Origin of the sequence: Kitasatospora sp. NBC_00070, from assembly GCF_045041205.1 — a bacterium.
Taxonomy (GTDB): domain Bacteria; phylum Actinomycetota; class Actinomycetes; order Streptomycetales; family Streptomycetaceae; genus Kitasatospora.
Map to the genome: position 1 here is coordinate 1,089,776 of NZ_CP108247.1, position 22,839 is coordinate 1,112,614.

19 protein-coding genes are annotated in these 22,839 nt (G+C 72.5%); 8 read left to right on the forward strand and 11 right to left on the reverse strand.

Features of this window, described 5'->3' with window-relative positions; translation table 11 throughout:
- Positions 1-110: 110 nt before the first annotated feature.
- Complete coding sequence (locus tag OHV05_RS05100; RefSeq protein ID WP_405016549.1) at positions 111-1,394, reverse strand: extracellular solute-binding protein; 1,284 nt, start codon at positions 1,392-1,394, stop codon at positions 111-113.
- A gap of 314 nt (positions 1,395-1,708) precedes the next feature.
- On the opposite strand from OHV05_RS05100, the gene OHV05_RS05105 reads away from it, so the two are divergent.
- Complete coding sequence (locus OHV05_RS05105; protein WP_405016550.1) at positions 1,709-2,860, forward strand: globin domain-containing protein; 1,152 nt, start codon at positions 1,709-1,711, stop codon at positions 2,858-2,860.
- On the opposite strand, the gene OHV05_RS05110 is transcribed toward OHV05_RS05105, so the two are convergent.
- The 3 genes from OHV05_RS05110 to OHV05_RS05120 all read right to left on the reverse strand — a co-directional run bounded on the left by OHV05_RS05110 (position 2,850) and on the right by OHV05_RS05120 (position 7,583).
- Positions 2,850-3,476, reverse strand: a complete 627-nt coding sequence (locus OHV05_RS05110) for a helix-turn-helix transcriptional regulator (RefSeq protein WP_405016551.1) — start codon at positions 3,474-3,476, stop codon at positions 2,850-2,852. The two genes, OHV05_RS05105 and OHV05_RS05110, sit on opposite strands and share 11 nt — an antisense overlap.
- 5 nt (positions 3,477-3,481) lie before the next feature.
- Positions 3,482-4,543 carry an aldose epimerase family protein gene (locus OHV05_RS05115; protein WP_405016552.1) on the reverse strand — a complete coding sequence of 354 codons (1,062 nt, stop codon included), beginning with the start codon at positions 4,541-4,543 and terminating at the stop codon, positions 3,482-3,484.
- A gap of 112 nt (positions 4,544-4,655) precedes the next feature.
- Positions 4,656-7,583: an ATP-binding protein gene (locus OHV05_RS05120; RefSeq protein WP_405016553.1), complete on the reverse strand. Its 2,928-nt coding sequence runs from the start codon at positions 7,581-7,583 to the stop codon at positions 4,656-4,658.
- Between the two features lie 408 nt (positions 7,584-7,991).
- Here OHV05_RS05120 and OHV05_RS05125 point away from each other — a divergent pair, with 408 nt between their 5' ends.
- A complete protein-coding gene (locus tag OHV05_RS05125; protein WP_405016554.1) occupies positions 7,992-8,816 on the forward strand; it encodes a terpene cyclase in 825 nt (274 codons plus the stop codon).
- Between the two features lie 168 nt (positions 8,817-8,984).
- Complete coding sequence (locus OHV05_RS05130; protein ID WP_405016555.1) at positions 8,985-10,508, forward strand: aldehyde dehydrogenase family protein; 1,524 nt, start codon at positions 8,985-8,987, stop codon at positions 10,506-10,508.
- A gap of 109 nt (positions 10,509-10,617) precedes the next feature.
- On the opposite strand, the gene OHV05_RS05135 is transcribed toward OHV05_RS05130, so the two are convergent.
- On the reverse strand, positions 10,618-10,959 hold the full coding sequence (locus OHV05_RS05135) for an SHOCT domain-containing protein (RefSeq protein WP_405016556.1): 342 nt from the start codon (positions 10,957-10,959) through the stop codon (positions 10,618-10,620).
- Positions 10,960-10,970: 11 nt separating this feature from the next.
- Positions 10,971-11,399, reverse strand: a complete 429-nt coding sequence (locus OHV05_RS05140) for a DUF6325 family protein (RefSeq protein WP_405016557.1) — start codon at positions 11,397-11,399, stop codon at positions 10,971-10,973.
- 168 nt (positions 11,400-11,567) lie between these two features.
- Between OHV05_RS05140 and OHV05_RS05145 the strand changes: the two genes are divergently transcribed.
- Positions 11,568-11,891, forward strand: a complete 324-nt coding sequence (locus OHV05_RS05145) for a nuclear transport factor 2 family protein (protein WP_405016558.1) — start codon at positions 11,568-11,570, stop codon at positions 11,889-11,891.
- Positions 11,892-12,176: 285 nt separating this feature from the next.
- On the opposite strand, the gene OHV05_RS05150 is transcribed toward OHV05_RS05145, so the two are convergent.
- Positions 12,177-13,394: a serine hydrolase domain-containing protein gene (locus tag OHV05_RS05150; RefSeq protein ID WP_405016559.1), complete on the reverse strand. Its 1,218-nt coding sequence runs from the start codon at positions 13,392-13,394 to the stop codon at positions 12,177-12,179.
- An 86-nt stretch (positions 13,395-13,480) separates the two neighbouring features.
- Here OHV05_RS05150 and OHV05_RS05155 point away from each other — a divergent pair, with 86 nt between their 5' ends.
- The 4 genes from OHV05_RS05155 to OHV05_RS05170 all read left to right on the forward strand — a co-directional run bounded on the left by OHV05_RS05155 (position 13,481) and on the right by OHV05_RS05170 (position 19,305).
- Positions 13,481-14,002, forward strand: coding sequence for an NUDIX domain-containing protein (locus OHV05_RS05155; protein ID WP_405016560.1), 522 nt, complete (start codon positions 13,481-13,483; stop codon positions 14,000-14,002).
- 50 nt (positions 14,003-14,052) lie between these two features.
- Complete coding sequence (locus OHV05_RS05160; protein WP_403042200.1) at positions 14,053-14,817, forward strand: TetR/AcrR family transcriptional regulator; 765 nt, start codon at positions 14,053-14,055, stop codon at positions 14,815-14,817.
- A 91-nt stretch (positions 14,818-14,908) separates the two neighbouring features.
- Positions 14,909-16,765, forward strand: a complete 1,857-nt coding sequence (locus OHV05_RS05165; protein WP_405016561.1) for a hypothetical protein — start codon at positions 14,909-14,911, stop codon at positions 16,763-16,765.
- Positions 16,766-17,058: 293 nt separating this feature from the next.
- On the forward strand, positions 17,059-19,305 hold the full coding sequence (locus OHV05_RS05170) for a glycosyl hydrolase family 18 protein (RefSeq protein WP_405016562.1): 2,247 nt from the start codon (positions 17,059-17,061) through the stop codon (positions 19,303-19,305).
- A 2-nt stretch (positions 19,306-19,307) separates the two neighbouring features.
- Here the strand turns inward: OHV05_RS05170 and OHV05_RS05175 are convergent, their stop codons facing one another.
- The 4 genes from OHV05_RS05175 to OHV05_RS05190 form a co-directional block, all read right to left on the reverse strand.
- Complete coding sequence (locus OHV05_RS05175) at positions 19,308-19,994, reverse strand: spermidine synthase (protein WP_405016563.1); 687 nt, start codon at positions 19,992-19,994, stop codon at positions 19,308-19,310.
- Between the two features lie 241 nt (positions 19,995-20,235).
- Positions 20,236-21,255 (reverse strand): YeiH family protein, encoded by a 1,020-nt coding sequence (locus OHV05_RS05180; protein ID WP_405021390.1) that lies wholly within the window; start codon positions 21,253-21,255, stop codon positions 20,236-20,238.
- A 15-nt stretch (positions 21,256-21,270) separates the two neighbouring features.
- A complete protein-coding gene (locus OHV05_RS05185; RefSeq protein ID WP_405016564.1) occupies positions 21,271-21,831 on the reverse strand; it encodes a cysteine dioxygenase in 561 nt (186 codons plus the stop codon).
- Positions 21,832-21,921: 90 nt separating this feature from the next.
- A complete protein-coding gene (locus OHV05_RS05190; protein ID WP_405016565.1) occupies positions 21,922-22,827 on the reverse strand; it encodes a LysR family transcriptional regulator in 906 nt (301 codons plus the stop codon).
- Positions 22,828-22,839 lie beyond the last annotated feature (12 nt).

The window sequence follows — 22,839 nt, forward strand, 5'->3', positions numbered from 1 at the left end:
TGACACCTTTTCGGGAGGTCCGCCGCGGCTCGGGGCGGTGACTGCTGTCGGTACGGGAACGGCCGCCCGGGCCACCTCGGTCAGGTGGGCGGCCCGGACGGCTGGCTGGGTTACTTCGAGAAGCCGGGGAGCAGCTTCAGGTAGTCGACGGCGGTGGCGTCCAGGCCGGCCTGGGTGCTGCTCTGGCCCTGCACGATCTTGCCGAGGTTGGTCCCGATCGAGCCGAACAGCGAGCTGTACTCGGGCAGTTCGGGGCGCGGCTGGGCGGCGGTCAGGATCGTCTGGAAGCCGGCGATGCCCGGGTTGGCCTTGACCTCGGCGGTGTACGCGTCGGTGCGGGTCGGCAGGGTGGAGTTCTTCAGCGCCAGGAAGGTCTGGCTCTCGGCGGAGGTGAGGAACCCGGCCAGCTTCTCGGCGGCGGCCTTGTGGGCCTTGTCCGCACCGGCGTAGACCGAGACGTTGTGGCCGCCGGTGGGGGCACCGGCCTTGCCGGCCGAGCCGGCCGGGACGGCCGCGATGCCGAGGTTGTTCTTGTCGGCGAAGGCGGCGCCCTTGTAGATGTTGGTGATCTCCCACGGGCCCTGGATGATCGCCGCGACCTTGCCGGTGTTGAAGGCGTCCATCATGTGCGCGTAGCTGTCGGTGGTCACGTCGGCCTTGGCGGTGCCGGGCGCGGTGAACATCGACTTGTAGGTCTCGACGGCCTTGACGGCCTCGGGCGAGCCGATGGTGATCTTCTTGCCCTTGGCGTCCACCATGTTGGTGCCCTCGCCGTACAGGAACGGCATGGCGTAGTAGCCGTCACCGGCGCGCAGGAAGAAGCCGTCCACCCCGGCCTTCTCCTTGACCTGGGCGGCGACGGTCTTCAGCTCGTCCCAGGTCGCGGGGGCCTTGGTGACGCCCGCCTTGGTGAACAGCTCCTTGTTGTAGAGCAGGCCCAGGGTGTCGGTGACGATCGGGGCGCCGTAGACCTTGCCCTCGTACGTCGCCTGCTCGATCAGGCTGGTCTGGAAGGCGGCCTTGTCGGTCATCCCCGGGGTGCCGTCCAGCGGCTCCAGGAAGCCGGCCTTGGCGAACGCGGAGGTCCACCCCACCTCGGAGCGGAAGGCGTCCGGAGCGCCGGTGGCACCCATCGCGGTCTGCAGCTTGTTCTGCGCCTGGTCGAACGGCACGTTCTCGAACTTGACCTTGATGTTCGGGTTGGCGGCCTCGAACTTCTTGACCAGGGCCTCGTAGTTCGGCGCCTCGTTGGTGGCGTTGGAGGTGTCCCAGTAGGTGATGGTGACCGGGCCGTCAGCAGCCTTGTCATCGGATCCGGAGCCGCTGCTGCCACAGGCTGCCATGGTGACCGCGAGGGCCGCAACGAGGGCAGAGGCCGCGATGCCACGCCGCATGAGAACTCCTAGGGAAAAGGTGGGGGTGCCCGGGATGGAGGTGGACGGCGCATAATGGCTGTCCCACGCCGACTGCGCCGTTGCAGGCCGTCGGGCTTGGGGAGGAACGTAACAGCGATGCAACCGCCGTCGAAAGGTCTTGCAGCAAGTTTCTGCAAGAACCGAGGATCGTTACGTCCACGTGTCCTGGACGTTGCCGCAAGGTAGTCGGCCGACGGAGTTCCGAGGGCGGGACCTTCGGCCTCCTTTTTAAATGATGTATGTCATTTATATTGAGAGCGCAGCCGTCCGCGTCAGCGTTTCTGGAGGAACCTGTGCTCTCCCCGCAGTCGACCGAGACCGTCCGCGCCACCCTGCCCGCCGTCGGCGGGGCCATCGGGGAGATCACCCCGCTGTTCTACGCCAGGCTGTTCGCCGCCCACCCCGAGCTGGAGCGCGACCTGTTCAACCGGGGCAACCAGGCGGTCGGCGACCAGCCCCGCGCCCTGGCCGGCTCGATCGCCGCCTACGCCACCATGCTGGTCGAGCACCCGGAGGTCCGTCCCGGCGCGATGCTGGCCCGGATCGCCCACAAGCACGCCTCGCTCGGCGTCACCGCGGCCCAGTACGAGGTGGTGCACACCCATCTGTTCGCCGCGATCGTGGAGGTGCTCGGCGCCGCCGTCACCCCCGAGGTGGCCGCCGCCTGGGACGAGGTCTACTGGCTGATGGCCAATGAACTCATGGCCCTGGAAGCCAAGTTGTACCTGGAGGCCGGTCTGGAGCCGGGCGACGTCCGGCAGTCGATGACGGTCACCGGCCGCACCCGGGAGACCGCCGACGCGGTCTCCTTCACCCTGCGCCGCACCGACGGCGAACCGGTCGCCGCGTTCCGCCCCGGCCAGTACGTCAGCGTCGCCGTCCAGCTCCCCGACGGGGCCCGGCAGATCCGCCAGTACAGCCTCTCCGCCGCCCCCGGCCGGGACGAGTGGCGGATCACCGTGAAGCGCGACGGTGAGGTCTCCGGCCACCTGCACACCACGGTCCGCGAGGGCGACCCGATCGAGGTCTCGCACCCCTTCGGCGACCTGGTCCTGGACGAGGGCGACGCCCCGCTGCTGCTCGCCTCCGCCGGGATCGGCTGCACCCCGATGATCGGCATCCTGGACCACCTGGTACGCACCGGCTCCGACCGCCGGGTGGTCGCGGTGCACGGCGACCGCTCAGCGGCCGACCACGCCCACGCCGCCGAACTCACCACCCTGACCGCCGAGTTGCCCGGCTCCACCCTGCACCGCTGGTACCAGGACCAGGACGGCCTGGTCGACCTCGGCACCGTCGACCTCCCCCACGACGTCCGCGCCTACCTCTGCGGCCCGCTCCCCTTCATGCGCACCGCCCGGGCCCAACTCCTCGACCGGGGCATCCCCGCCGAGGCGATCCACTACGAGGTCTTCGGCCCGGACCTCTGGCTCGCTAGCCGCTGACCGGACCGATCGTGACGGTGCAGACCCCCGGCGCGCTGAACGGGTGCAGCCGGACGATGTCCCGACCGTCCGCCAGGGCGTCCAACAGGCCCTGGTGGACGGCGCAGATCACCTCCGGGTGCCGCTCCGCGGTCCGGAGGAACGGGCAGTCGCGGAGCAGCAGTTCGCCGTCCGGGCCCGGCTCGGGGCGGAAGCCCCAGCGTTCCGCGGCGGCTCGGATCCGATCGGCGAGCGGGGCGTCGTCCGGCGGCTGCCCGGCGCCCCAGTCGCGGCCGGCCTGGGTGGCGCCGAGCCGGCCGTAGCCGTGCGCCAGGATCTCGACCAACTCCCGGTAGGCGTCCAGCTGTTGGCGGGCGGGGGCGGCCGTGTAGCGCAGCTTGGGGCGGCCCCGGCCGGTGCCGGGCTGCCGGGACACGGTGACCAGGCCGGCCTGGACCAGGGCGGTCAGGTGGTGCCGGATGGTGGTCGGGTGCAGGCCCAGCGTCTCGGCCAGCTGCTGGGCCTCCAGTGGCCCGGTGGCCGAGGTCAGCTCGGCCAGCAGCGCCCGGCGGGCCGGGACGGCCAGCGCGCGGTGCACACCGGCGTCCCCCGCTGCTGCTGCCCCGACACCGTCCATCCGGATCAGCCGACGCCGAGCCGCAGCACGGTGGTGGACCGGAACTCCTCGCCCGGCCGCAGCACGGTGCTCGGGTACTCGGGGTGGTGCGGCGAGTCCGGGTGGTGCTGGGTCTCCAGCGCGATCCCGGCGTACTTCCCGTACGGGACCCCGCTCGGGCCGTGCACCGCGCCGTGGAAACCGTTGGCCGTGTAGACCTGCAGCCCCGGCTCGGTGGTCAGCAGCTCCAGGGTGCGGCCGCTGTCCGGGTCCTCCAGGAAGGCGGCCCGGGTCGGCGTGCCGTCCGCGCTGCGCTCCCGGAGCACCCAGTTGTGGTCGTAGCCGCCGGCCGCCGTCAGCTGCGGGTGGTCGTCGTCGATCGCCTTGCCGACCGGGCGGGCGGTGCAGAAGTCGAACGGGGTGCCGGCCACCGGCTCGTACGGGCCGAGCGGGATCTGCCGGGCGTCCACCGGGGTGTACGTGTCGGCGTCCAGCGTGAGCAGGTGGCCGAGCACGTCTCCACTGCCTTCACCCGCGAGGTTGAAGTAGGCGTGGTTGGTCAGGTTGACCACGGTGGGGTGGCTGGTGACGGCCCGGTAGGCGATGGTCAGGGTGGCGCCGTCCAGGGTGTACTCGACCGTGACGTCGAGCGCGCCGGGGAAGCCCTGGTCGCCGTGCGGGCTGTGCAGCTGGAGCCGGACGCCGCCCGGGATCTCGGTGGCGCTCCAGATCCGGTGCGCGAAGCCGTCCGGACCGCCGTGCAGGGTGACGCCGTTCCCGGTCGGGGCGAGTGGGAACTCCTCGCCGTCGATGGTGATCCGGCTGTCGGCGATCCGGTTGGCGTACCGGCCGACGGTGGCGCCGTAGTGCCGGGCCGGGCCCAGGATGCCGGTCAACTCCTCAGTGCCGAGCAGGATCTGTGCCGGGCGGCCGGCCCGGTCCGGCGCGGTCAGGCCGTGCAGCGTGGCGCCCAGGGTCAGCACGGTGGCCTCGACCCGGTCGCTGCGCAGCGTCCAGCGTTCGATCGCCGCACCCGCGCCGGACGCGTCGAAGGGCTCCCGCCGTACCTCGGTCTGCTGGGCCACCATGAACCGTTCCTCCTGGTGCGAGCTCTGTCCGACCCGGTGCGATCCGGTCGTCTGCCCACAGCCTAGGGGTTGTCCGACCCATCGCGCCGGATCGGACCGGGCACCTGGCCGGTCAGTCGGTGTCCTCCGGCTCCGGGCGGGGCAGGCCGAGGGCCTCGGCCAGGCCCTCGGGGCCGGTGCCGATCTTGCGGTGGACGGCGGCCAGCCGCCGGTGCACCAGGCTCAGCTGGACGTTGAGCTGATCGGCGATCCGCTGCGGCGGGACGCCTTTGGCGGCCAACTCGGCCACCTTGCGCTCGTGCTGACTGAGCGACTCCTTGCTCAGGGTGCGCAGCCGGTTCGGCCGCAGCCCCGTCCTGGCCAGCTCCCGCCTGGCCTGGGCGACCAGGACGTCGGCGCCGCAGTTCTGGGCCAGTTCGATGCCCTGGTAGAAGTACTCGGCCGCGTCGGTCAGCCGACCGGTACGGGCCAGCGCGGTGCCCAGATCGACCAGCGAACAGGCGAGTTCGTAGCTGACCGGGGACTGGGTGAGCAGGTTGACCGACTCCTCCAGCAGCGGCACCGCGAGCTGGCCGTCCGACACCGCCGCCTGGATCCGGAACGCGGTACCGCGGGCCGAGGCGGTGCCGAACTTGTCCGCCCACTCCATCGCCTGGGCCGCCATCGCGCGGGCCTCCTCCGGCCGGTCGTGCGCCAGGGCGAGGGCCAACTGACCGGCCCACGGCGCCCAGACCGGGTTGAACCAGCCGCGCTTGGTCAGCTGGGCGCCGACCGAGCGGAACACCTCGATCGCGCCGGACCGGTCGCCCTTGGCCAGCAGCAGCTTGCCGTACAGCGTGGGAGCGTCCGGCAGCACCATCGCGGTCGGGTGGTACGGCGGCTCGAAGTGGTACTTCTGCGCCAGGTCCCACGCCTCGGTGACCCGGCCCCGGGCCAGCAGGGTGTCGCACAGCACGCCGACCACGTCCCACTGCAGCGGCAGGTCGGGCGCGATCCGCTCGGACAGCCGCAGGCCCCGGCGGAGGAAGTCCTCGGCCTCGGCGAGCAGCCCGCGCCGGAACCGGACCAGGCCCATCAGGAAGTACGAGAAGCCCCGGTGCGCACCGCTCCAGCCGGCCACCTCGAACTCGGTGATCGCCTCGGCGAACAGCTTCTCCGCGCTGTTCAGCTGGTCGGTGTAGGTGTACGTCAGGCCGATGATGGCGGGCAGTTCGAAACCCCAGGTGGTGTTCCGCCAGCCCAGGCCCTCCGGCAGCCGGCCCGCGTCGGTGGCCTGCTCGACGAAGCCGAGCGCCCGGCCCGCGGGCTCGCCGCGGAGCGTCAAGTCCCAGGCCCGCAGGGTGTAGACGGCCCGCTCGGGGCTCCGCTGGCCGCTGATCCGGCCGTCCAGCGCGGCCAGCCGACGGGACCGCTCCGGGCCGTCCGCCTCGTCGCGCTGCCAGGCGATCCACATGAAGTGCAGCGCCTCCAGCCGCAGCCGGTCGGGGCCCGCCGCCGTCCGCTCGGCCTCGATCCGGCAGACCTCGGCCGCCTCGATCAGCTCGCCGGAGTGCGCCAGCACCTCGGACAGCCGGAAGGTGGCGTCCACCCGCTTGTCCGGGCTGAGGCCCGGCTCCAGCGCGAGCGCCTGCTTGAGCTGGTGCACGGTGGCCAGCGGGTCGGTGAGCAGCGCGGCGCTGCCCGCCTCGAACAGCACCTCGGCCCGGACGTCCTCGTCCGGCGGCTCGTACAGGGCGCGCTGCAGACAGCGCAGCGCCGCCTCCGGGGCGCCGATCGCCAGGTGCTCGGTGGCGGCCTGCCGGAGCTTGGCCACCATCAGGTCGTCGCCCTCGGGGTGGGTCTCCAGCAGGTGCCGGGAGGCGTCCAGCAGCGAGCCGCCGGAGTTCTCGATCGCGGTGGCCGCGATGCCGTGCATGCCCGTCCGGGTGCTGGGCGGCATGGTCTGGTAGATCGAGGTGCCGATCACCGGGTGGACGAAGTCGAGCCGCCCGTTCGGCCCGGTGGTGAGCACGTGGTGGCGGCGCAGCTGACGGACCGACTCCTCCGCCTCGGCCGGGCTCTGCGCGCAGATCGCGGCGGCCAGGTTCTGCTTGATGTCGGTACCGAGCAGGGCGCAGGCCCAGGCGAACCGGATCACCCGGGCGCCGAGCTTCTCCAGCCAGTAGTCCATCGTCATGCCCTTGGCGGCGGCCGCCAGGTCGTGCAGCTGCTGGACGTTCTCCTCGAACGGCTCCAGCTGCTGCTCCTTGACCTCGCGCAGCAGCACCGCCACGTCGTACGGGTTGCCCCGGGTGACCGCCCAGACCTGACGGCAGAACAGGTCCTCCGCCTCCACGCCCAGCTCGTCCCGGACCAGCTCGCTGACCGAGGCCGGGTTCAGCGGCCGGAGCACGTGCCGGCGGGTGGCCTGGCTCTCGATCTGCTGCTGGAGGCTGCGGCCCTCCTCCTCGAACTCGTTGCGGTGCGCGAAGACCAGCAGCACCGGCAGGTGCCTGGCCCGGACCGCGAACGAGGCCAGCCAGGTCAGCGACTCCTGGTCGGCCCAGTGCAGGTCGTCCACCATCATCACCAACGGGGCACGGCGCGGCGCCAGTTGGGTGAGCACGTAGTCCAGGCCGTCCCGAACGCCCTGCGGGTCGAGCTGCTCCACCTCGCCCGACGGCGGGACCAGGCCGATCGCCGGGCCGACGATGCCGTACCAGCCGCCGAAGACCTCGCTGCGCTCCGCCTCGGTGAGACCGCCGAGCACCGGCAGCAACAGCTGCTTGAGGACGTGGAACGGCTCCTTGATCTGCCGCTCGCCACCACGGCCGGAGAGCACCGTGCAGGTCTTCCGGAGTTTGGCCAGGCGCCGGACGTGGTCCATCACCGCCGTCTTGCCCAGACCGGCCGGCGACGCGTACACGAGGAGCTCGCCGATCTCGGTGCCACCGGCCTCGAAGTCCTGGCAGAGCCGGTCCAGCGCCTGCTCCGCGGTCCGCAACTCCTCGTCCCGCTCGCGCAGGCGACCGCTCCTGGCCCCGCCCTGATGATCGACCACTGCCCCAGCCTCCGCTTCGCACCCGTCCCATGGACCTGTTGCGAGACTAGTACCGTGGCCGCCCCCGTGGCGCGCGTTCGCGCAGGCTGGAGTGCCCGTTCAGGGTTCGGTGCCGACGCCGGGGGCAAATCCCTTGGTACCCCTGACGTCTGATGATCAGATCAGATACTCTTCGCCCCGAACGGGGCGCCGCTGATCTTCAGCACGTATACGGCGCAAAGGCTTCCTACAGAGCCGTGGAGAGCGCCAAGAGCACGCACAGAACCGAGCGCCGGGAGTCCCATGTCCGACGAATGCTCACTCGAGCTTCCGTTCCCCCACCGTCGAAACCCCCATCAGTCCCACGCGACCCAGCACCACCAGGAATGGCTGCACCGCCACCGCGAACTCGCTGCCTCCACCGGTGAGTTGGCATATGCCCGCTGGGAAGTCCCGGAACTCGCCGCGCTCACCTACCCGGAGAGCAGCCCCGAGGACCTCGACCTGGCGGCCGACCTGATGGGCTTCTACTTCCTCTTCGACGACCAGTTCGACGAGGCCCTCGGCCGGGAACCGGAACGCGTGGCGGTGATCTGCGAACGCCTCACCGCCATCATCCACAGTACCCGCCCACTCGGCAGCACCCCCACCGAACGCGCCTTCGCCGACCTCTGGCGGCGCAGCCTGCAGGGCATGTCCGCCCGCTGGCGGGCCAGAGCGGCGTACAACTGGGAATGGTACTTCGCCTGCCATCCCGCCGAGGCGGCCGGCCGGATATCCAGCCGTCTCCCGGACCGTGAGGGCTATCTGATGCTCCGTCGGGGGACGGCGGCCATGGAGACCATCTTCGACATGGTCGAACGCCTCGGTCGATTCGAGGTGCCGCAGGCGGTGCTGCACCACCCCGTACTGCGTCAACTGCGGCAGCTGGCCGCCGACATACCTTCGCTCTCCAACGATGTCCGCTCCTACGCCCAGGAACTGGCCCGGGGCGACGTCGCCAACCTGGTGATGATCGTCCAGCGGGAACGCGGCTGCCCGGCCGACGAAGCCGCCTCGGTGGTGATGGCCGAAGCCCAGCTCATGGTGCACCGGTTCGCCGAGCTGATGGGCCAACTCCCCGAGATCTACAGTCTACTGGGTCTCACGACCACAGAGCGCCACTCCGCGCACCGGTACGCCGACGGCTTGGCCGCCTGGACCGCCGGCTACCTCCGCTGGGAGGCCAGGACCGGTCGCTACCTGGCCGGTTGAGACCGACCGGAAGGCACCGTGGCGGCCGGGCCGTCACGGGGTTAGGGTTCCGCACGGGTCGCTACTCCGAGTGTTCGAGTCGTGACCCTCGCACGTGTCGGTTCCCGCCCAGGGCCGCCACCCGCCGGCCCCGGGTACGCCTTCCAACAGCGAGGAGTACCACCGTTCATGACGGTCTACCAGCCTCCCGGTCAACCCGGCAGCATCGTCGACCTGCACTCCCGCTACCAGCACTGGATCGGCGGGCAGTGGACGCCCCCGGTCCGGGGCGAGTACTTCGACAACCCCACCCCCGTGACCGGCCGGACCTTCTGCGAGGTCGCCCGGGGCACCGCCGAGGACGTCGAGGCGGCCCTGGACGCCGCCCACGCCGCCGCCCCCGCCTGGGGCCGCACCTCGCCCGCCGACCGGGCCCTGATCCTGCTCCGGGTCGCCGACCGGATCGAGGCCAACCTCGAATCCCTCGCGGTGGCCGAGAGTTGGGACAACGGCAAGCCGGTGCGGGAGACGCTGGCCGCCGACCTGCCGCTCGCCGTCGACCACCTCCGCTACTTCGCCGGGGCGCTGCGCGCCCAGGAGGGCGGACTCTCCCAGCTCGACGAGGACACCGTCGCCTACCACTTCCACGAGCCGCTCGGCGTGGTCGGGCAGATCATCCCGTGGAACTTCCCCCTGCTGATGGCGGTCTGGAAGCTGGCACCCGCGCTGGCCGCCGGCAACGCCGTGGTGCTCAAGCCCGCCGAGCAGACCCCCGTCTCGGTGCTGCAGCTGATGGAGCTGACCGCCGACCTGCTGCCCCCGGGGGTGGTCAACGTGGTCACCGGCTTCGGCGAGGAGGCCGGCAAGCCGCTGGCCTCCTCCTCCCGGGTCCGCAAGATCGCCTTCACCGGCGAGACCTCGACCGGGCGCCTGATCATGCAGTACGCCTCCGCCAACCTGATCCCGGTCTCGCTGGAGCTCGGCGGCAAGAGCCCGAACCTGTTCTTCGCCGATGTGGCGGCCGATCAGGACGCCTTCTACGACAAGGCGTTGGAGGGCTTCGCGCTGTTCGCGCTGAACCAGGGCGAGGTCTGCACCTGTCCGAGCCGGGCGCTGATCCAGTCCGGCATCTACGACCGCTTCCTCGGCGACGGCCTGGCCCGGGTGGCCGCCATGCGGCAGGGCAACCCGCTGGACACCGAGACCCAGATCGGCGCCCAGGCCAGCGCCGACCAGCTCGCCAAGATCCTCTCCTACCTCGACATCGGCCAGGCCGAGGGCGCCAAGCTGCTCACCGGCGGCGAACGGGCCGACCTGGGCGGCGACCTGACGGACGGGTACTACGTGACGCCGACCGTCTTCGAGGGCGACAACCGGATGCGGATCTTCCAGGAGGAGATCTTCGGCCCGGTCCTCTCGGTCACCCGCTTCGACGACTTCGCGGACGGGGTCGCGATCGCCAACGACACCCCCTACGGGCTCGGCGCGGGCGTCTGGACCCGGGACGGCTCCACCGCCTACCGGGCCGGCCGGGAGATCCAGGCCGGGCGGGTCTGGACCAACTGCTTCCACCTCTACCCGGCCCACGCCGCCTTCGGCGGCTACAAGAACTCCGGCATCGGGCGGGAGACCCACAAATCCCTGCTGGAGCACTACCAGCAGACCAAGAACCTGTTGGTCAGCTACTCCCCGCAGGCACTCGGCTTCTTCTAGCCCGCCGGCCCGGTGGGGGCGCTCGGCCACTGGTCGAGCGCCCCCACCGCGCTTCACACCGCCCTGCCACCTCCTGGAGCACTCCCCCGGCGCGCGCTCCGGTCCTCGATCAACCCGAGGCCAGCAGCCGGGCCTTGGCGGTGGCGAACTCCTCCGGGGTCAGCAGGCCCTGCTGCACCATCTGCCCCAACTCGGTGAGCTTGGACGCCAGGTCGGGCTGCGCGGCCGCCGGCGGCGGCTGGTAGGCCGGGGCCTGGTAGGCGGGCGGCGGGGCCTGCTGGGCCTGGAGGTCGGCGATGGCGGCGTTCTGGTCCTGCTCGTTGCGGGACGAGCGGGCGGCGCTCCTGCCCGCCGCGTACGCGGCACCGCCGACCACCAGACCCCGCACCAGCGGGGCTCCCACCGGGCGGACGGCACGGATCGGGCGGATCGGGCGCATGGGTCGGAACACGACGTCCTCCTCTACTGTCCGGCCGCGACGCGGGCCTCGGCGGCCCGCACGGCCTCTTCGATGTGCTCCGGCGGGATCCGCACGCCGGTGGCGATCCGGCCGCCGACCGCACGCAGCGCCTCGGCGGCGGCCTGCGCCCACAGGTGCTCGATCAGCACCAGCAGCGCGACGTTGCCCGGCTCCAGCAGTTCGGCGGCCTCCTGGGCGTCCTCCGGGCCGATCAGCGCCAGCTCGTCGAGGTCCGCCGGCACCACGCCCTGGAGGTGCTCGAAGTCGGCGAGCTCACCGTAGGTGGCCTCGCCGTCGGCGTGCCGGGTGACGACCAGTGAGTCGATCACCCGGATGTTGCCCGTGGTACGCAGCTGTCCCAGCGCCTTCACCGCCTCGACGGTGATGGTCTCCTGCGGGAACGTCAGGACGAGCAGTTCGGCCGGCCCCATCCAGGGCTCCCTTCGGTGAGCGAATCCCCCATATCGGGATCAAAGCACATCAAACGATGAAAATGCCGCAGGTCGCGGCACGCCACGGACGGCCCAAGGTCACCGGGACCGCCCGGGGCGGAGTGTTTCGCTGGGTCCGACAGCCATCCCTCCCCTGGAGAAGGACCCATGACCATCCAGATCGACAAGCTCTCCGACCCGGCCGTACGGACCTTCCTGTCCGCCCTCAACGCCAACGACCGGGCCGCCTTCCAGGCCGCCCTCACCCCGGACGCCACCATGGCCGACGACGGCACGGACCGCGACCTCGCCGACTGGACCGAGCGGGAGATCTTCTCCTCGCGCGGGCACATCGAGGTGCAGTCCGAGAAGGACGACGGCCGCACGGTGGTCGCCAACTACCGCAACGACACCTGGGGCGAGATGCGCACCGCCTGGCGCTTCGCCGTCCGGGACGGCCTGATCAGCCGCTTCGAAACGGGCCAGGCCTGACGCTCCCGGCTGCGCCGTGGGCTGGGCGTTCAGTTGCACTGCCTGGGGCTTGGGGAACTGCATTTGGCAGGCGCTCGGGCATCTACGGTCAGGGGCTCGGGGCTGCGCTGTTGGCAGGCGCCCGAGCATCTACGGTCAGGGGCTCGGGGAACTGCGAGGAGATCTGGCGTTCGGGTCACTGCGAAAGTGCCTGACCACCCCTGAACGGATCACCTTGCAAGGGCCGGCGTCGCAGTTCCCCGAGCCCCTGGACCGTAGAGCTGAAGCACCTGCCAAAAGGTTGGGTCAGGTGAGGCAGGTGCGGACGGCTGCGATGAGGGTGCGGGAGCGGATGTCGCCGGTGACGCCGGGCTGCATGCCGTTGGTGACGTAGCCGAAGCCGATGCCCAGGTCGGGGTCGGCGAAGCCGAGGGAGCCGCCTCGGCCCGGGTGGCCGAAGGAGGCCGGGGAGGCCATCGGGGAGCTCGGGCCGTGGCGGAAGAAGCCGAGGCCGAAGGCGGTGTTGATGATGAGCACCCGGTCCGGGCCGCTGACCGCAGGGCCCATCGCCTCGGCCAGCAGACCCGGGCCGAACACCGCCGGGAGCCGTTCGCCGGGGGCCCCGCCGTGCCGGTCGGCGGCACCGATCAGCGCCGCGTAGAACCGGGCCACCGAACGGGCGGTGCCGATCCCGCCCGCGCCGGGGATCTCGGCGGCCTGCGCCGCCGGATCGTTCAGGTCGACCTTGGGCCGGACCGCGCCGAACGAACGGGCCGTCAGCGAGGAGGGGTCCTGGTAGGCGTCCACCACCGACCTGCGGGGGCGCAGCCGGAGGCCGTTCGGACCGTTCAGGGCCGCCTCGGGGGCGGGCAGGTCGACCAGCCGGCCGACCCTGGGGGCGGCGCCGGCGGGCAGGCCGATCCACAGGTCGAGCCCGAGCGGCTGGGCGATCTCCTCGGCGAAGTACTGCCCGACGCTGCGCCCGGCGGCCCGCCGGACCACCTCGCCGACCAGCCAGCCGAAGGTGTACGGGTGGTAGCCGTGCGCCCGGCCCGGCTCCCAGAACGGGGCCTGGGCGGCGACCGCCGCGACGGCGGGCTCCCAGGCGATCACGTCCTCGACCCGCAGCGGCACGTCCAGCGCGGGCAGCCCGGCCTGGTGCGAGAGCAGCCAGCGGACCGGGATCCGCTCCTTGCCCGCGGCCTTGAACTCGGGCCAGTACGAGGCCACCGGGGCGTCCAGGTCGAGCTGTCCCCGCCCGGCCAGGTGCAGCGCGGTGGCGGCGGTCAGGCCCTTGGTGACCGAGCGGAGCACCTGCGCCGTGTCGGCCGTCCAGAGGACCGCCGGGTCGGGGCGGCCGCCCACCTCGGGACGGGCGTCGCCGCCCCAGAGGTCGACCACCTTGCGGCCGTCCAGGTAGAGCGTGAACGCCGCGCCGAGCTCGCCGTGGTCGCGGAAGTTGCGCGCGAAGGCCTCCCGTACGGGCTCGAAACCGTCCGCCGCCTCGCCCCAGATCTCCACCACCGCGTGCCGCCCTCTGCTCGTCCGCTCCCCTACTTCCGAAAGATAGTCCGATCATCGGGCGCCTGCCGAATCGGTAGCGTGGGTCCATGACGAACCCTGCTGACGAAGTGTTGGACGTGGTGGACGGGCAGGACCGGGTGATCGGCACCGCCCCGCGCGGCGAGGTCTACCGGCTGGGGCTGACCCACCGGTGCGTCTTCATCCTGGTCAGGGACACCGAGGGGCGGATCTTCACGCACCGCCGGGCGACCGGGAAGCTCTACGCACCCGGCACCTACGACTGCTTCGTCGGCGGCGTGGTCGGCGCCGGGGAGGGCTACGCCGAGGCGGCGGTCCGGGAGGCCGAGGAGGAGATGGGGGTCAGCGGGATCGTGCCGGTCCGGCTGTTCAAGTTCCTCTTCGAGGAGAACGGCATGTCCTGGTGGTGCGACACCTACGAGGCCCGCTGGGACGGACCGGTCAGCCCCCAGGTCGAGGAGGTCGACTGGCACGGCTGGCTGACCGAGGACGAGCTGACCCGGCGGCTGACGGAGTGGCCGTTCGTCCCGGACGGCCTCCAGGCGTACCGCCACTACCTGGTGCACCGGGCGGGCGGTACGGTCGGCTGACCACCGGCCCGGACCCCCACGGGCCCGCTCGAACAATTAGGGTGGCGCCCATGGTTTCCCGTACGCCGCCGGTGGCGGACCGGCCCGAGCGAGCGCCCCGGCGCAGGCTGAGCGTGGACGAGCGCCGGGAGCAGCTGATCGCGGTGGCCCTCGACCTGTTCAGCCGGGCCGCGCCGGAGGACGTGTCGATCGACGACATCGCGGCGGCCGCCGGTGCCTCCCGGCCGCTGGTCTACCACTACTTCCCGGGCAAGCAGGCGATCTACGAAGAGGCGCTGCGGCGGGCCGGCCAGGAGTTGGCCGGGCGGTTCGAGGAGCCGCACGAGGGGCCGCTCTCGGCGCGGCTGCTGCGGGTGATGGGGCGTTACCTGGACTTCGTCCGCAGCCACGGTCCCGGCTTCGCGGCGCTGCTGCGGGGCGGTTCGGTGACGGCCGGACCGGCCGGCAACGCGGTGATCGACGAGGTGCGGCGGGCGGCCGCGGTGCAGATCCTCCGGCACCTGGCGGTGGCCGAGCCCAGCCCGGGGCTGCGCCGGACGGTCCGGGCCTGGATCGCCAACGCCGAGATCACCTCGCTGGACTGGCTGGCCACCCCCGAGGTCCCGTTGGAGGAGCTCCAGCTCCAGCTGGTGCAGGAGTTCGTCGCGGCGCTGGCCGTCTGCGCGGCCCGGGAGCCCGCCCTGGCGGTGGAGCTGGCCGGCTTCCTGGCGGCCGAGAGCGCCGACGGCCCGACCGGCCGGCTGATCCGCCAACTCGCGGGTCTGCTGGGCGTTCCGGGTCTGGCCGACGCGGTGGCGACGCTCGCCGAAGGGTGAGCCGGTCTGCCCCGGCACCTGCTCCTGACGCCGGGTTCTGATAGAAAGTGGACGGAATTATCAGGTCTGAGAACGAGGGGGGCTCAGCGGCATGACTCAGGACGGCTTCGCGGGCGCGGAACGAATCGGCGCCACGATCGACGTACTGGCTGACACCCTGTTGGGGGCCGACGCCACCTACTACCCGGCCGGCTCGCTGACGGCCTTCGACCGCACCGCCCATCCCTCCGCCGGTGCCCTGTTCGGGCTCCGGCTCGGTCCCGGCGGCCCCGGCCTGCTGACGGTCCGCGGGCTCGGCACCGTGGTCGAGGCCGGTACCACGCGGACCTCGGCCGCTGCCGAGGCGCCGACGGCGGAGCTGTTCGCCCGCTACGGGGGCAAGGACGTCTACGGGCTGCCGGTCGAGGCCGTCTCCGGTGAGCAGGTCGCCGTGCCGGTCCGGCCGGAGCCGGCCGAGAGCTGGATGCGGCCGGAGTTCCCGGCGGCCGTGGCCCGGTTCGCCGCCGAGCGGCCGGTCGCCGTGCCCGAGGAGCTGGCCACCGGGGCGGGCGTGGAGGTCCGCCTGGTGGTGCCGTCGGTCTTCCACCCGCTGACCGTCCGGGGCGACCGGCAGGCCCGCGCGGGCCATCTCGCCGAGGTGGCCGAGGAGTTGTACGCGGGCGCCCGCGCACCGCGGCGGCAGGACTGGTCGGTGCTGACCGGCCTGCTGGCCCAGCCGGCCGCCGCCGCCGGGGTGGTCTACGCCGGGGTCGCCGCCCTCCAGACGGACGGCCGGCGCAGCCGGGCATCGCTGGTGGTCTCGCTGACCCAGTCCCCGCGTCAGATCTCCGAGCTGTCGGCCGAGTTGGCCGACCAGCGCCCGCAGGCCGAGGTCTGGACGGTGCTGATCCCGGCCGGTCCGACCGCCGTGCTGGTGGAGAGCCGGATCGCCCCGGTGCCGCCGCTGCTGCTCCCGGTCGGCCAGCCCGCCGGCGAGCCCGACGTCGCGGACAACACCGTCAGCTCGGTGCTGCAGGCGTTCCTGCCGCTGCCGGACGGCCTCTCGGTGCTGACCGTCCAGCTCGGCACCGTCCAGGCCGACGACTGGGAGCTGTACGCGGCGGCCTTCGCCGAGATCCTGGCCAGCATCCAGCTCGGCTGGGACGGCACCCGGGCCGCGCTGCCGCAGATCCCGGCCCAGCAGCCGGTGGCCCAGCAGCCCGCCCAACCTCCGGTCGCGCAGGCCCCGGTCGCCCAACCCCCGGTCGCGCAGGCCCCGTCGGCCCCGCAGCCGCCCGTGGCGGCCCCGCCGGTGCCGGCCATGCCGACCGTGCCCCCGACCGTTCCCGCCCCGGCCCCGGAGCGTCCCAAGGGCACGCTGGTCAACATCCCGCCGGCCGACTTCAACCCCTTCGCTCCGCCGGCCCCGGCCCCGGCGGCCGAGGCCCCGGCGGGGGACGCCCCGGCGCCCGGCAAGGGCGTCAAGGTGAACATCCCGCCGCCGGACTTCAACCCCTTCGCCGCACCCGCCCCGGCGCCCGTCACCGCCCCGGCCGCCGCAGCAGCCCCCCAGCCGGTGGCCCAGCCCGTTGTCGCCGACCCGTTCGGCACGGTGACCACCCAGCAGAAGGCCGACCCGTTCGGCACCGTGACGTCCGGCCGGCCGACCGCCCCGGCCCGGATCCCCGCACCGACGCCGCCCCCGGCCGCCCCGCCGGCGGCAGCCGCCCCGGCGCCCGGCAAGGGCGTCAAGGTGAACATCCCGCCGCCGGACTTCAACCCCTTCGCTCCCCCGGCCCCGGCGGCCCAGGCCCCTGCGGAGGACGCCCCGACCCCTGGCAAGGGCGTCAAGGTCAACATCCCGCCGCCGGACTTCAACCCCTTCGCCGCACCCGCCCCGCCGCCGGTCGCCGCCGCGCCCGCACCGGCGGCCGAACCCGAGCCACCTGCGTACAACCCGTTCGGCTGACCCCGGACCGGTCACCGAGCGCGTACACCGACCACGGGCCGTGGATCTGACGGATTGCTGTCAGGTCCACGGCCCTGCTGGTCCAGACCTATTGCCAGTACCCATCGACGTCCCTACGCTCCTGTCACAGGATCTCCGCGGCAACCCGACGGCCCGGCGGCCCCGCTCCGCGCTGCCCCCAGCACGTCAACAGCCGGAGCGCGCAGCACCTTTGCACCTGGCACCGCCACCTCCCCACAGGTAGGGAGCGCTCCGGCCGGACGGCCGCCCGCTCCCTGGACAGGAGCTCATCCATGCGCAGACGTCGGTTCAGCCTGCCCCTGCTCGCCGCAGGGGCGTTGATCGCCCCGCTCATCGCGGTCGCCCTGCCGGGCGGGATCGCCCAGGCCGCCGCCTCCACCGCCACCTTCGCCAAGGGCAGTGACTGGGGCTCCGGTTACGAGGGCAGCTACACCATCAAGAACAACGAGACCACCGCCATGAACGGCTGGACCCTCGAGTTCGACCTGCCCGCCAACAACACGGTGGCCTCGCTCTGGAACGCCACCTACACCACCGCCGCCTCGCACGTGACGGTCAAGAACCCGAGCTGGGCGGGCTCACTGGCCCCCGGCGCCTCGTACAACCTGGGCTTCAACATCGCCTACTCCGGCGCCTACGCCCCGTTGCTCAACTGCAAGTTGAACGGCAACCCGTGTGCCGGCGGCGGCGACCAGACCGCCCCGAGCACGCCGGGCAACCTGCAGGCCGTACCGGGCGCCGGCTCGATCACCCTCTCCTGGACCGCCAGCACCGACAACGTCGGGGTGACCGGCTACGACGTGTTCAACGGCAGCACCAAGCTGGCCACCGTGTCCGGCACCGGCAGCACCATCTCCGGACTGCCGGCCGGCACCTACAACCTCACCGTGGTCGCGTTCGACGCCGCGGGCAACCGCTCGGTGGCGGCCGGTCCGGTCCAGGTCGTGGTGACCCCGCCGCAGCCGGACACCCAGCCGCCGACCAAGCCGGGCACCCCGACCGCCAACCCCGACTCCCGGTCGGTGGCGCTAGGTTGGGCCGCCAGCACCGACAACGTCGGGGTGACCGCGTACGACGTCTACAACGGCGCCACCCTGGCCACCACGGTGACCGGCACCAGCGCGGTGGTCTCGGGTCTGACCCCGGAGACCGACTACACCTTCACCGTCAAGGCGCGCGACGCGGCGGGCAACGCCTCGGTCTCCTCCAGCCCGGTGAGCACCCGGACCACCAAGGAGGTGGTCAACCCCAACGCGCTGAAGATCGCCTACTTCACCCAGTGGAGCATCTACGCCCGCGGCTACAGCGTGAAGCAGCTGGACACCTCGGGCACGGCGGCGAAGCTGACCCACCTGAACTACGCCTTCGCCAACATCAACCCGAGCAGCAAGCAGTGCTTCATCACCAACAAGGCGGCCGGGAACGACTCCGACCCGAACGCCGGCGACGGTGCCGGTGACGCCTGGGCGGACTTCGGCAAGGGCTGGGACGCGGGCAGCTCGGTGGCCGGCACCACCGACACCTGGGACCAGAAGCTGGCCGGCAACTTCAACCAGCTGAAGCAGCTCAAGACCAAGTACCCGAACCTCAAGATGCAGATCTCGCTGGGCGGTTGGTCCTACAGCAAGTGGTTCTCGGACGCCTCGCTCACCGACGCCTCGCGCAAGGCGTTGGTCAGCTCCTGCATCGACATGTACATCAAGGGCAACCTGCCGGTGATCGACGGCCGCGGCGGCGCGGGCTCGGCGGCGGGCATCTTCGAGGGCATCGACCTGGACTGGGAGTGGCCCAGCTCGGACGGCCACCTCGGTAACGTCATCCGGCCGCAGGACAAGGCCAACTACACCCTGCTGGCCCAGGAGTTCCGCCGCCAGCTGGACGCGCTGACCGCCACCACCGGCAAGAAGTACACCCTCAGCGCCTTCCTCCCGGCCGACCCGGCCAAGGTCAACGTCGGCATCGACGTGCCCGGCCTGTTCGGTGCCTTCGACTTCGCCACCATCCAGGGCTACGACTACCACGGCGCCTGGGAGAACCAGACCAACCAGCAGTCCTCGATCAAGCTGGCCGCCGGCGACCCGAGCACCCCGGACCGCCAGTTCAGCTCCGAGATCGCCATCAACGCCTACCTGGCGGCCGGGGCGCCGAAGAGCAAGCTGACCCTGGGCATCCCGTTCTACGGCCGGGGCTGGACCGGGGTGCCGCGCGGCACCACCAACGGTCTGTTCCAGTCCGCGACCGGGCCGGCCCCGGGCACCTACGAGAACGGGTACGAGGACTACCACAAGCTCAAGACCATGGCCTCCGGCGGTGGTTACACCATCTACCGCGACCCGGTGGCGGGCCATGCCTACATCTACAACGGCACGGTCCTCTACACCTACGACGACCCGATCGAGATCGCCCGCAAGACCGCCTGGATCAAGTCCCAGGGCCTGGCGGGGGCGATGCTCTGGTCGCTCGACGGTGACACCACCAACGGCGAACTGATGACCGCCGTGGACACCGGCCTGAGATGACGTCAGGCGCGGCGGGCCAGATGCACCACGTCGGGCACGCCGCGCGACACCGGGATCTGCTCGGTGCGCACCTCCACGAACCCGGCCGTCCGCAGTGCTTCCTCGAAGCCTGCGGACGGCTGTGCGCTCCACACCGCCAGCACCCCGCCGGGGTTGAGCCGCCGCTGCGCCGCCGCCAGCCCCGCCGGGCCGTACAGGCCGGAGTTCGCCTCGGTGACCGTCCAGTCCGGGCCGTTGTCGATGTCGAGGCAGAGCGCGTCGAACCGCTCGCCCTCGGCGGCCAGGTACGCCACCAGGTCCCCGTGCAGCACCGTCACCCGGGGATCGTCCAGGGCGTTCGCCGAGAACGCGGCCAGCGGTCCGGTCCGGTGCCAGTCGATGATCGCGTCCTCCCGCTCGGCCACCGCGATCCGCACCCACCGCGGCTCCGCCGCCGCGTACGCCAGCGAGAAGCCGACCCCGAGGCCACCGATCAGCACGGCCGGCCGCTCGACCGTCAGCTCGTCCAACGCCGCCTGGACCAACAGCCGTTCGGACCGGCCGTCGGCGGTGTCCATCAGGAAGCAGCCGTTCGCGATGATCTCGTAGTGCCCGCCCCGCCGCCGCAACGCCACCTCCCCGTACGGCCCCTCACGCCGGTCGATTGTGACGGGAGCGTCGAATCCGTCCCGCTCCGGGAGCACGGTCATCACTGGGGTCCTCCGAGTCGCCGGGCGCGGTCGTACCCGACCGACTCTAGTACGCCGATCGCTCAGGCAAGCGCTCCGGCATCTACGGTCAGGGGCTCGGGGAACTGCGACGCCGGGCTCGGAACAGGCGATCGTCGCGTAGGTGGTCAGGGACTTTCGCAGTGATACCCGCCGGCCACGAACCGTCGCAGTTCCCCGAGCCCCTGGTCAGTGCAACCGAGCGCCCTGCGAAAGGCATTCGTCAGGCGGTCAGCAGGACTCCCCCGTACGCCGCCCCGGCGATCAGCACCCAGGCGGCCAGCCCCAGCAGCGCCACCCGCCCACCCGTCCGCGCCAGCGCGCCGAGCCGCACCGCACTCCCCAGCGCGAACAACGCCGCCGCCAGCAGCAGCTCCTGCGCGTGCCCCGCCACCACGAGCCCCGCCGCCGGCAGCGCCCCGGCGCTGTTCAGCAGCACCATCCCCAGGAACCCGACCACGAACAGCGGCACCACCGCCGGCCGCGCCGTCCCGGCGGACCGCCCGAGCCGGCGCCGGCTCATCGCGACCCCGGCCACCAGGGGGGCCAGCATCGCCACCCGGATCAGCTTGACCAGCACCGCCTCCCGCAGCGCCACCGGACCACCGGTCTGGGCGGTGGCCACCACCTGTCCGACGTCGTGCACCCCGGCGCCCACCCAGCGGCCGAACTCGCCCGCGTCCAGGCCCAACGGGCCCTGCAGCAGCGGCAGTACGGCGATCGCCAGGGTGCCGCAGAGGGTCACCAGGGCGCACGAGGTGGCGATGTCCTCCTCGTCGCTGCCGGTCGCCTGGCCGACCGCGCCGATCGCCGAGGCGCCGCAGATCGAGTACCCGGTGGCGATCAGCAGCGGCTGGTCCCCGGGCAGGCCGAGCCGACGGCCCAGCCACCAGGTGCCGGCGAAGGTCGCGGCCACCACCGCCAGCACCATCAGGACCGTCGCCCAGCCGAGCCCCAGCACGTCCCGCAGGCCGAGCCTGAGCCCGAGCAGCACGATCCCGGCCCGCATCAACCGCCTGGCGGCCAGCGCCAGTCCGGCCTTCGCCGGGCCGGTCACCAGCGGTCGCAGGGCGGGCAGTTGACCGGCCGTCACCCCGAGCAGTACGGCGGCGGTCAGCAGCGGCACGGCCGGCAGCACCCGGTGCAGTCCCCAGGCGGCGGCCACCCCGGTCGCCGCCAGCGCCAGTCCGGGACCGTTCCGGCGCAGTCCGGCCGGGACCACCGGGTGCGCCACGGCCCGCAGCGGGAGCGCCACCGGTCAGCCCTCGGTGGGCAGTTGGTAGACCCGGCGGATGCTGCTGCCGAGCCGGGCCAGGTCCGCGCCGTAGACGTGCAGCGACACGGCGGTGCCGGTGCCGCTGTTGCGGACCCGGTGGATGTCGCCGGGCGGGGCGAAGCCGCAGACCGTACCACTCGGGTTGACCACGTCGCCGGTGGCCACCAGGCGGGCCGTCCGGCCGTCCGGGACCAGCCGGTAGCGGCGTTCGGTCTCCTCGCCCAGGTGCACACCGGTGGCGCACCAGGCGAGGTGGTCGTGCACGGTGGTGTGCTGGCCGGGCAGCCAGACCAGTGCGACCAGCGAGAAGCTGCCGTCCGGCTCGGCGTGCAGCAGGTGCTGGCGGTAGCACGCGGGGTCGCCGGTCTGCTGCGGGCCGGTGAGCAGGTCGCGGGCCCCGAGGTGCGGCAGCAGGCACTCGGCGGCCAGGTGCGCGGTCAGGTCCGGCGGCAGGCCCCGGCCGACGGCCAGGCGCAGCTCGGCGACCAGCTCGTCCGCCCGCTCGGTGCGGACGACCCTGGGTAACGCGGCGGAGGTTGTCATGCCAGGATCGTGCGGGCGCGCCCGAGCGGGCGTCCAACGACAGTTCCTTGGCGTTCCGTCAGCTCCCGCTTATGGATCCGGCCGGGTGGCTCAGCACCCCACCCGGGCGGCGGCCGCCGCCTTGAGCTCGTTCAGCACCAGCGTGGTGGCGGGGATCCGCAGGTGCTCGCGCAGCACGTACGCGGAGACCTTGCGCCGCACGTGCGGCTCGGCCAGCCGCCCGGTGACCTTGCGGTGGCACATGAAGGAGAGCACCAGCGCGGGCATCAGGGCGATCCCGACCCCGGCGGCCACCAGGCTCTGCACGGCCAGGTTGTCGTCGGTGGTGAACACCACGTCGGGGGCGAAGCCCTGGGCCGCGCAGACCTGGAGCAGGTTGGCCCGGCACCGGGGGCAGCCGGCGATCCAGCGCTCCTCGGTGAGGTCGGTCAGCCGGACGGCGTGCCGCCGGGCCAGGGGGTGGCCGACCGGCAGCAGCACGGTCAGCTGATCCTCCATCAGCGGTGTCTCGACCAGCTCGGGCGGCACCTCGACCGGGGCCCCCGGGTAGTGGAAGGCCAGCGCGATGTCGCACTCGCCGCGCAGCAACCGCTGGACCGACTCCGGGGGTTCGGCCTCCAGCAGCTCCACCCGGACGCCGGGGTGCTCGGCCAGCAGCCGGGCCATCGCGGCCGGGATCAGCGTCGCGTTGGCGCTCGGGAACGCGCAGACCCGGACCCGCCCGGCCCGCAGCCGGGCCAGCGCGCCGAGTTGCTGCTGCGCGGCCCGCAGGTCGCCGAGGATCACCTCGGCGTGCCGGGCCAGTGCCTCGCCCGCCTCGGTCAGCCGCAGTCCGCGCCCGGCCCGGGTGAACAGCGGTACGCCGACGACGCGTTCGAGCGCCTTCATCTGCTGGGTGATGGCCGGCTGGGTGTAGCCCAGGGCCCGGGCGGCCGCCGAGTAGGAGCCGGCCGTGACCACCTCGTGGAAGGTCCTGATGTGCCGGGAGTCGAACACCCCCGAATGATA

Coding starts and splice junctions, on each gene's coding strand:
- OHV05_RS05140 (WP_405016557.1), bottom strand. CDS start 11,399: ATGGGGCCGGCCGAACTGCTCGTCCTGACGTTCCCGCAGGAGACCATC.
- OHV05_RS05185 (WP_405016564.1), bottom strand. CDS start 21,831: ATGACAACCTCCGCCGCGTTACCCAGGGTCGTCCGCACCGAGCGGGCG.
- OHV05_RS05130 (WP_405016555.1), top strand. CDS start 8,985: ATGACGGTCTACCAGCCTCCCGGTCAACCCGGCAGCATCGTCGACCTG.
- OHV05_RS05100 (WP_405016549.1), bottom strand. CDS start 1,394: ATGCGGCGTGGCATCGCGGCCTCTGCCCTCGTTGCGGCCCTCGCGGTC.
- OHV05_RS05160 (WP_403042200.1), top strand. CDS start 14,053: ATGGTTTCCCGTACGCCGCCGGTGGCGGACCGGCCCGAGCGAGCGCCC.
- OHV05_RS05110 (WP_405016551.1), bottom strand. CDS start 3,476: ATGGACGGTGTCGGGGCAGCAGCAGCGGGGGACGCCGGTGTGCACCGC.
- OHV05_RS05155 (WP_405016560.1), top strand. CDS start 13,481: ATGACGAACCCTGCTGACGAAGTGTTGGACGTGGTGGACGGGCAGGAC.
- OHV05_RS05170 (WP_405016562.1), top strand. CDS start 17,059: ATGCGCAGACGTCGGTTCAGCCTGCCCCTGCTCGCCGCAGGGGCGTTG.
- OHV05_RS05175 (WP_405016563.1), bottom strand. CDS start 19,994: ATGACCGTGCTCCCGGAGCGGGACGGATTCGACGCTCCCGTCACAATC.
- OHV05_RS05145 (WP_405016558.1), top strand. CDS start 11,568: ATGACCATCCAGATCGACAAGCTCTCCGACCCGGCCGTACGGACCTTC.
- OHV05_RS05165 (WP_405016561.1), top strand. CDS start 14,909: ATGACTCAGGACGGCTTCGCGGGCGCGGAACGAATCGGCGCCACGATC.
- OHV05_RS05115 (WP_405016552.1), bottom strand. CDS start 4,543: ATGGTGGCCCAGCAGACCGAGGTACGGCGGGAGCCCTTCGACGCGTCC.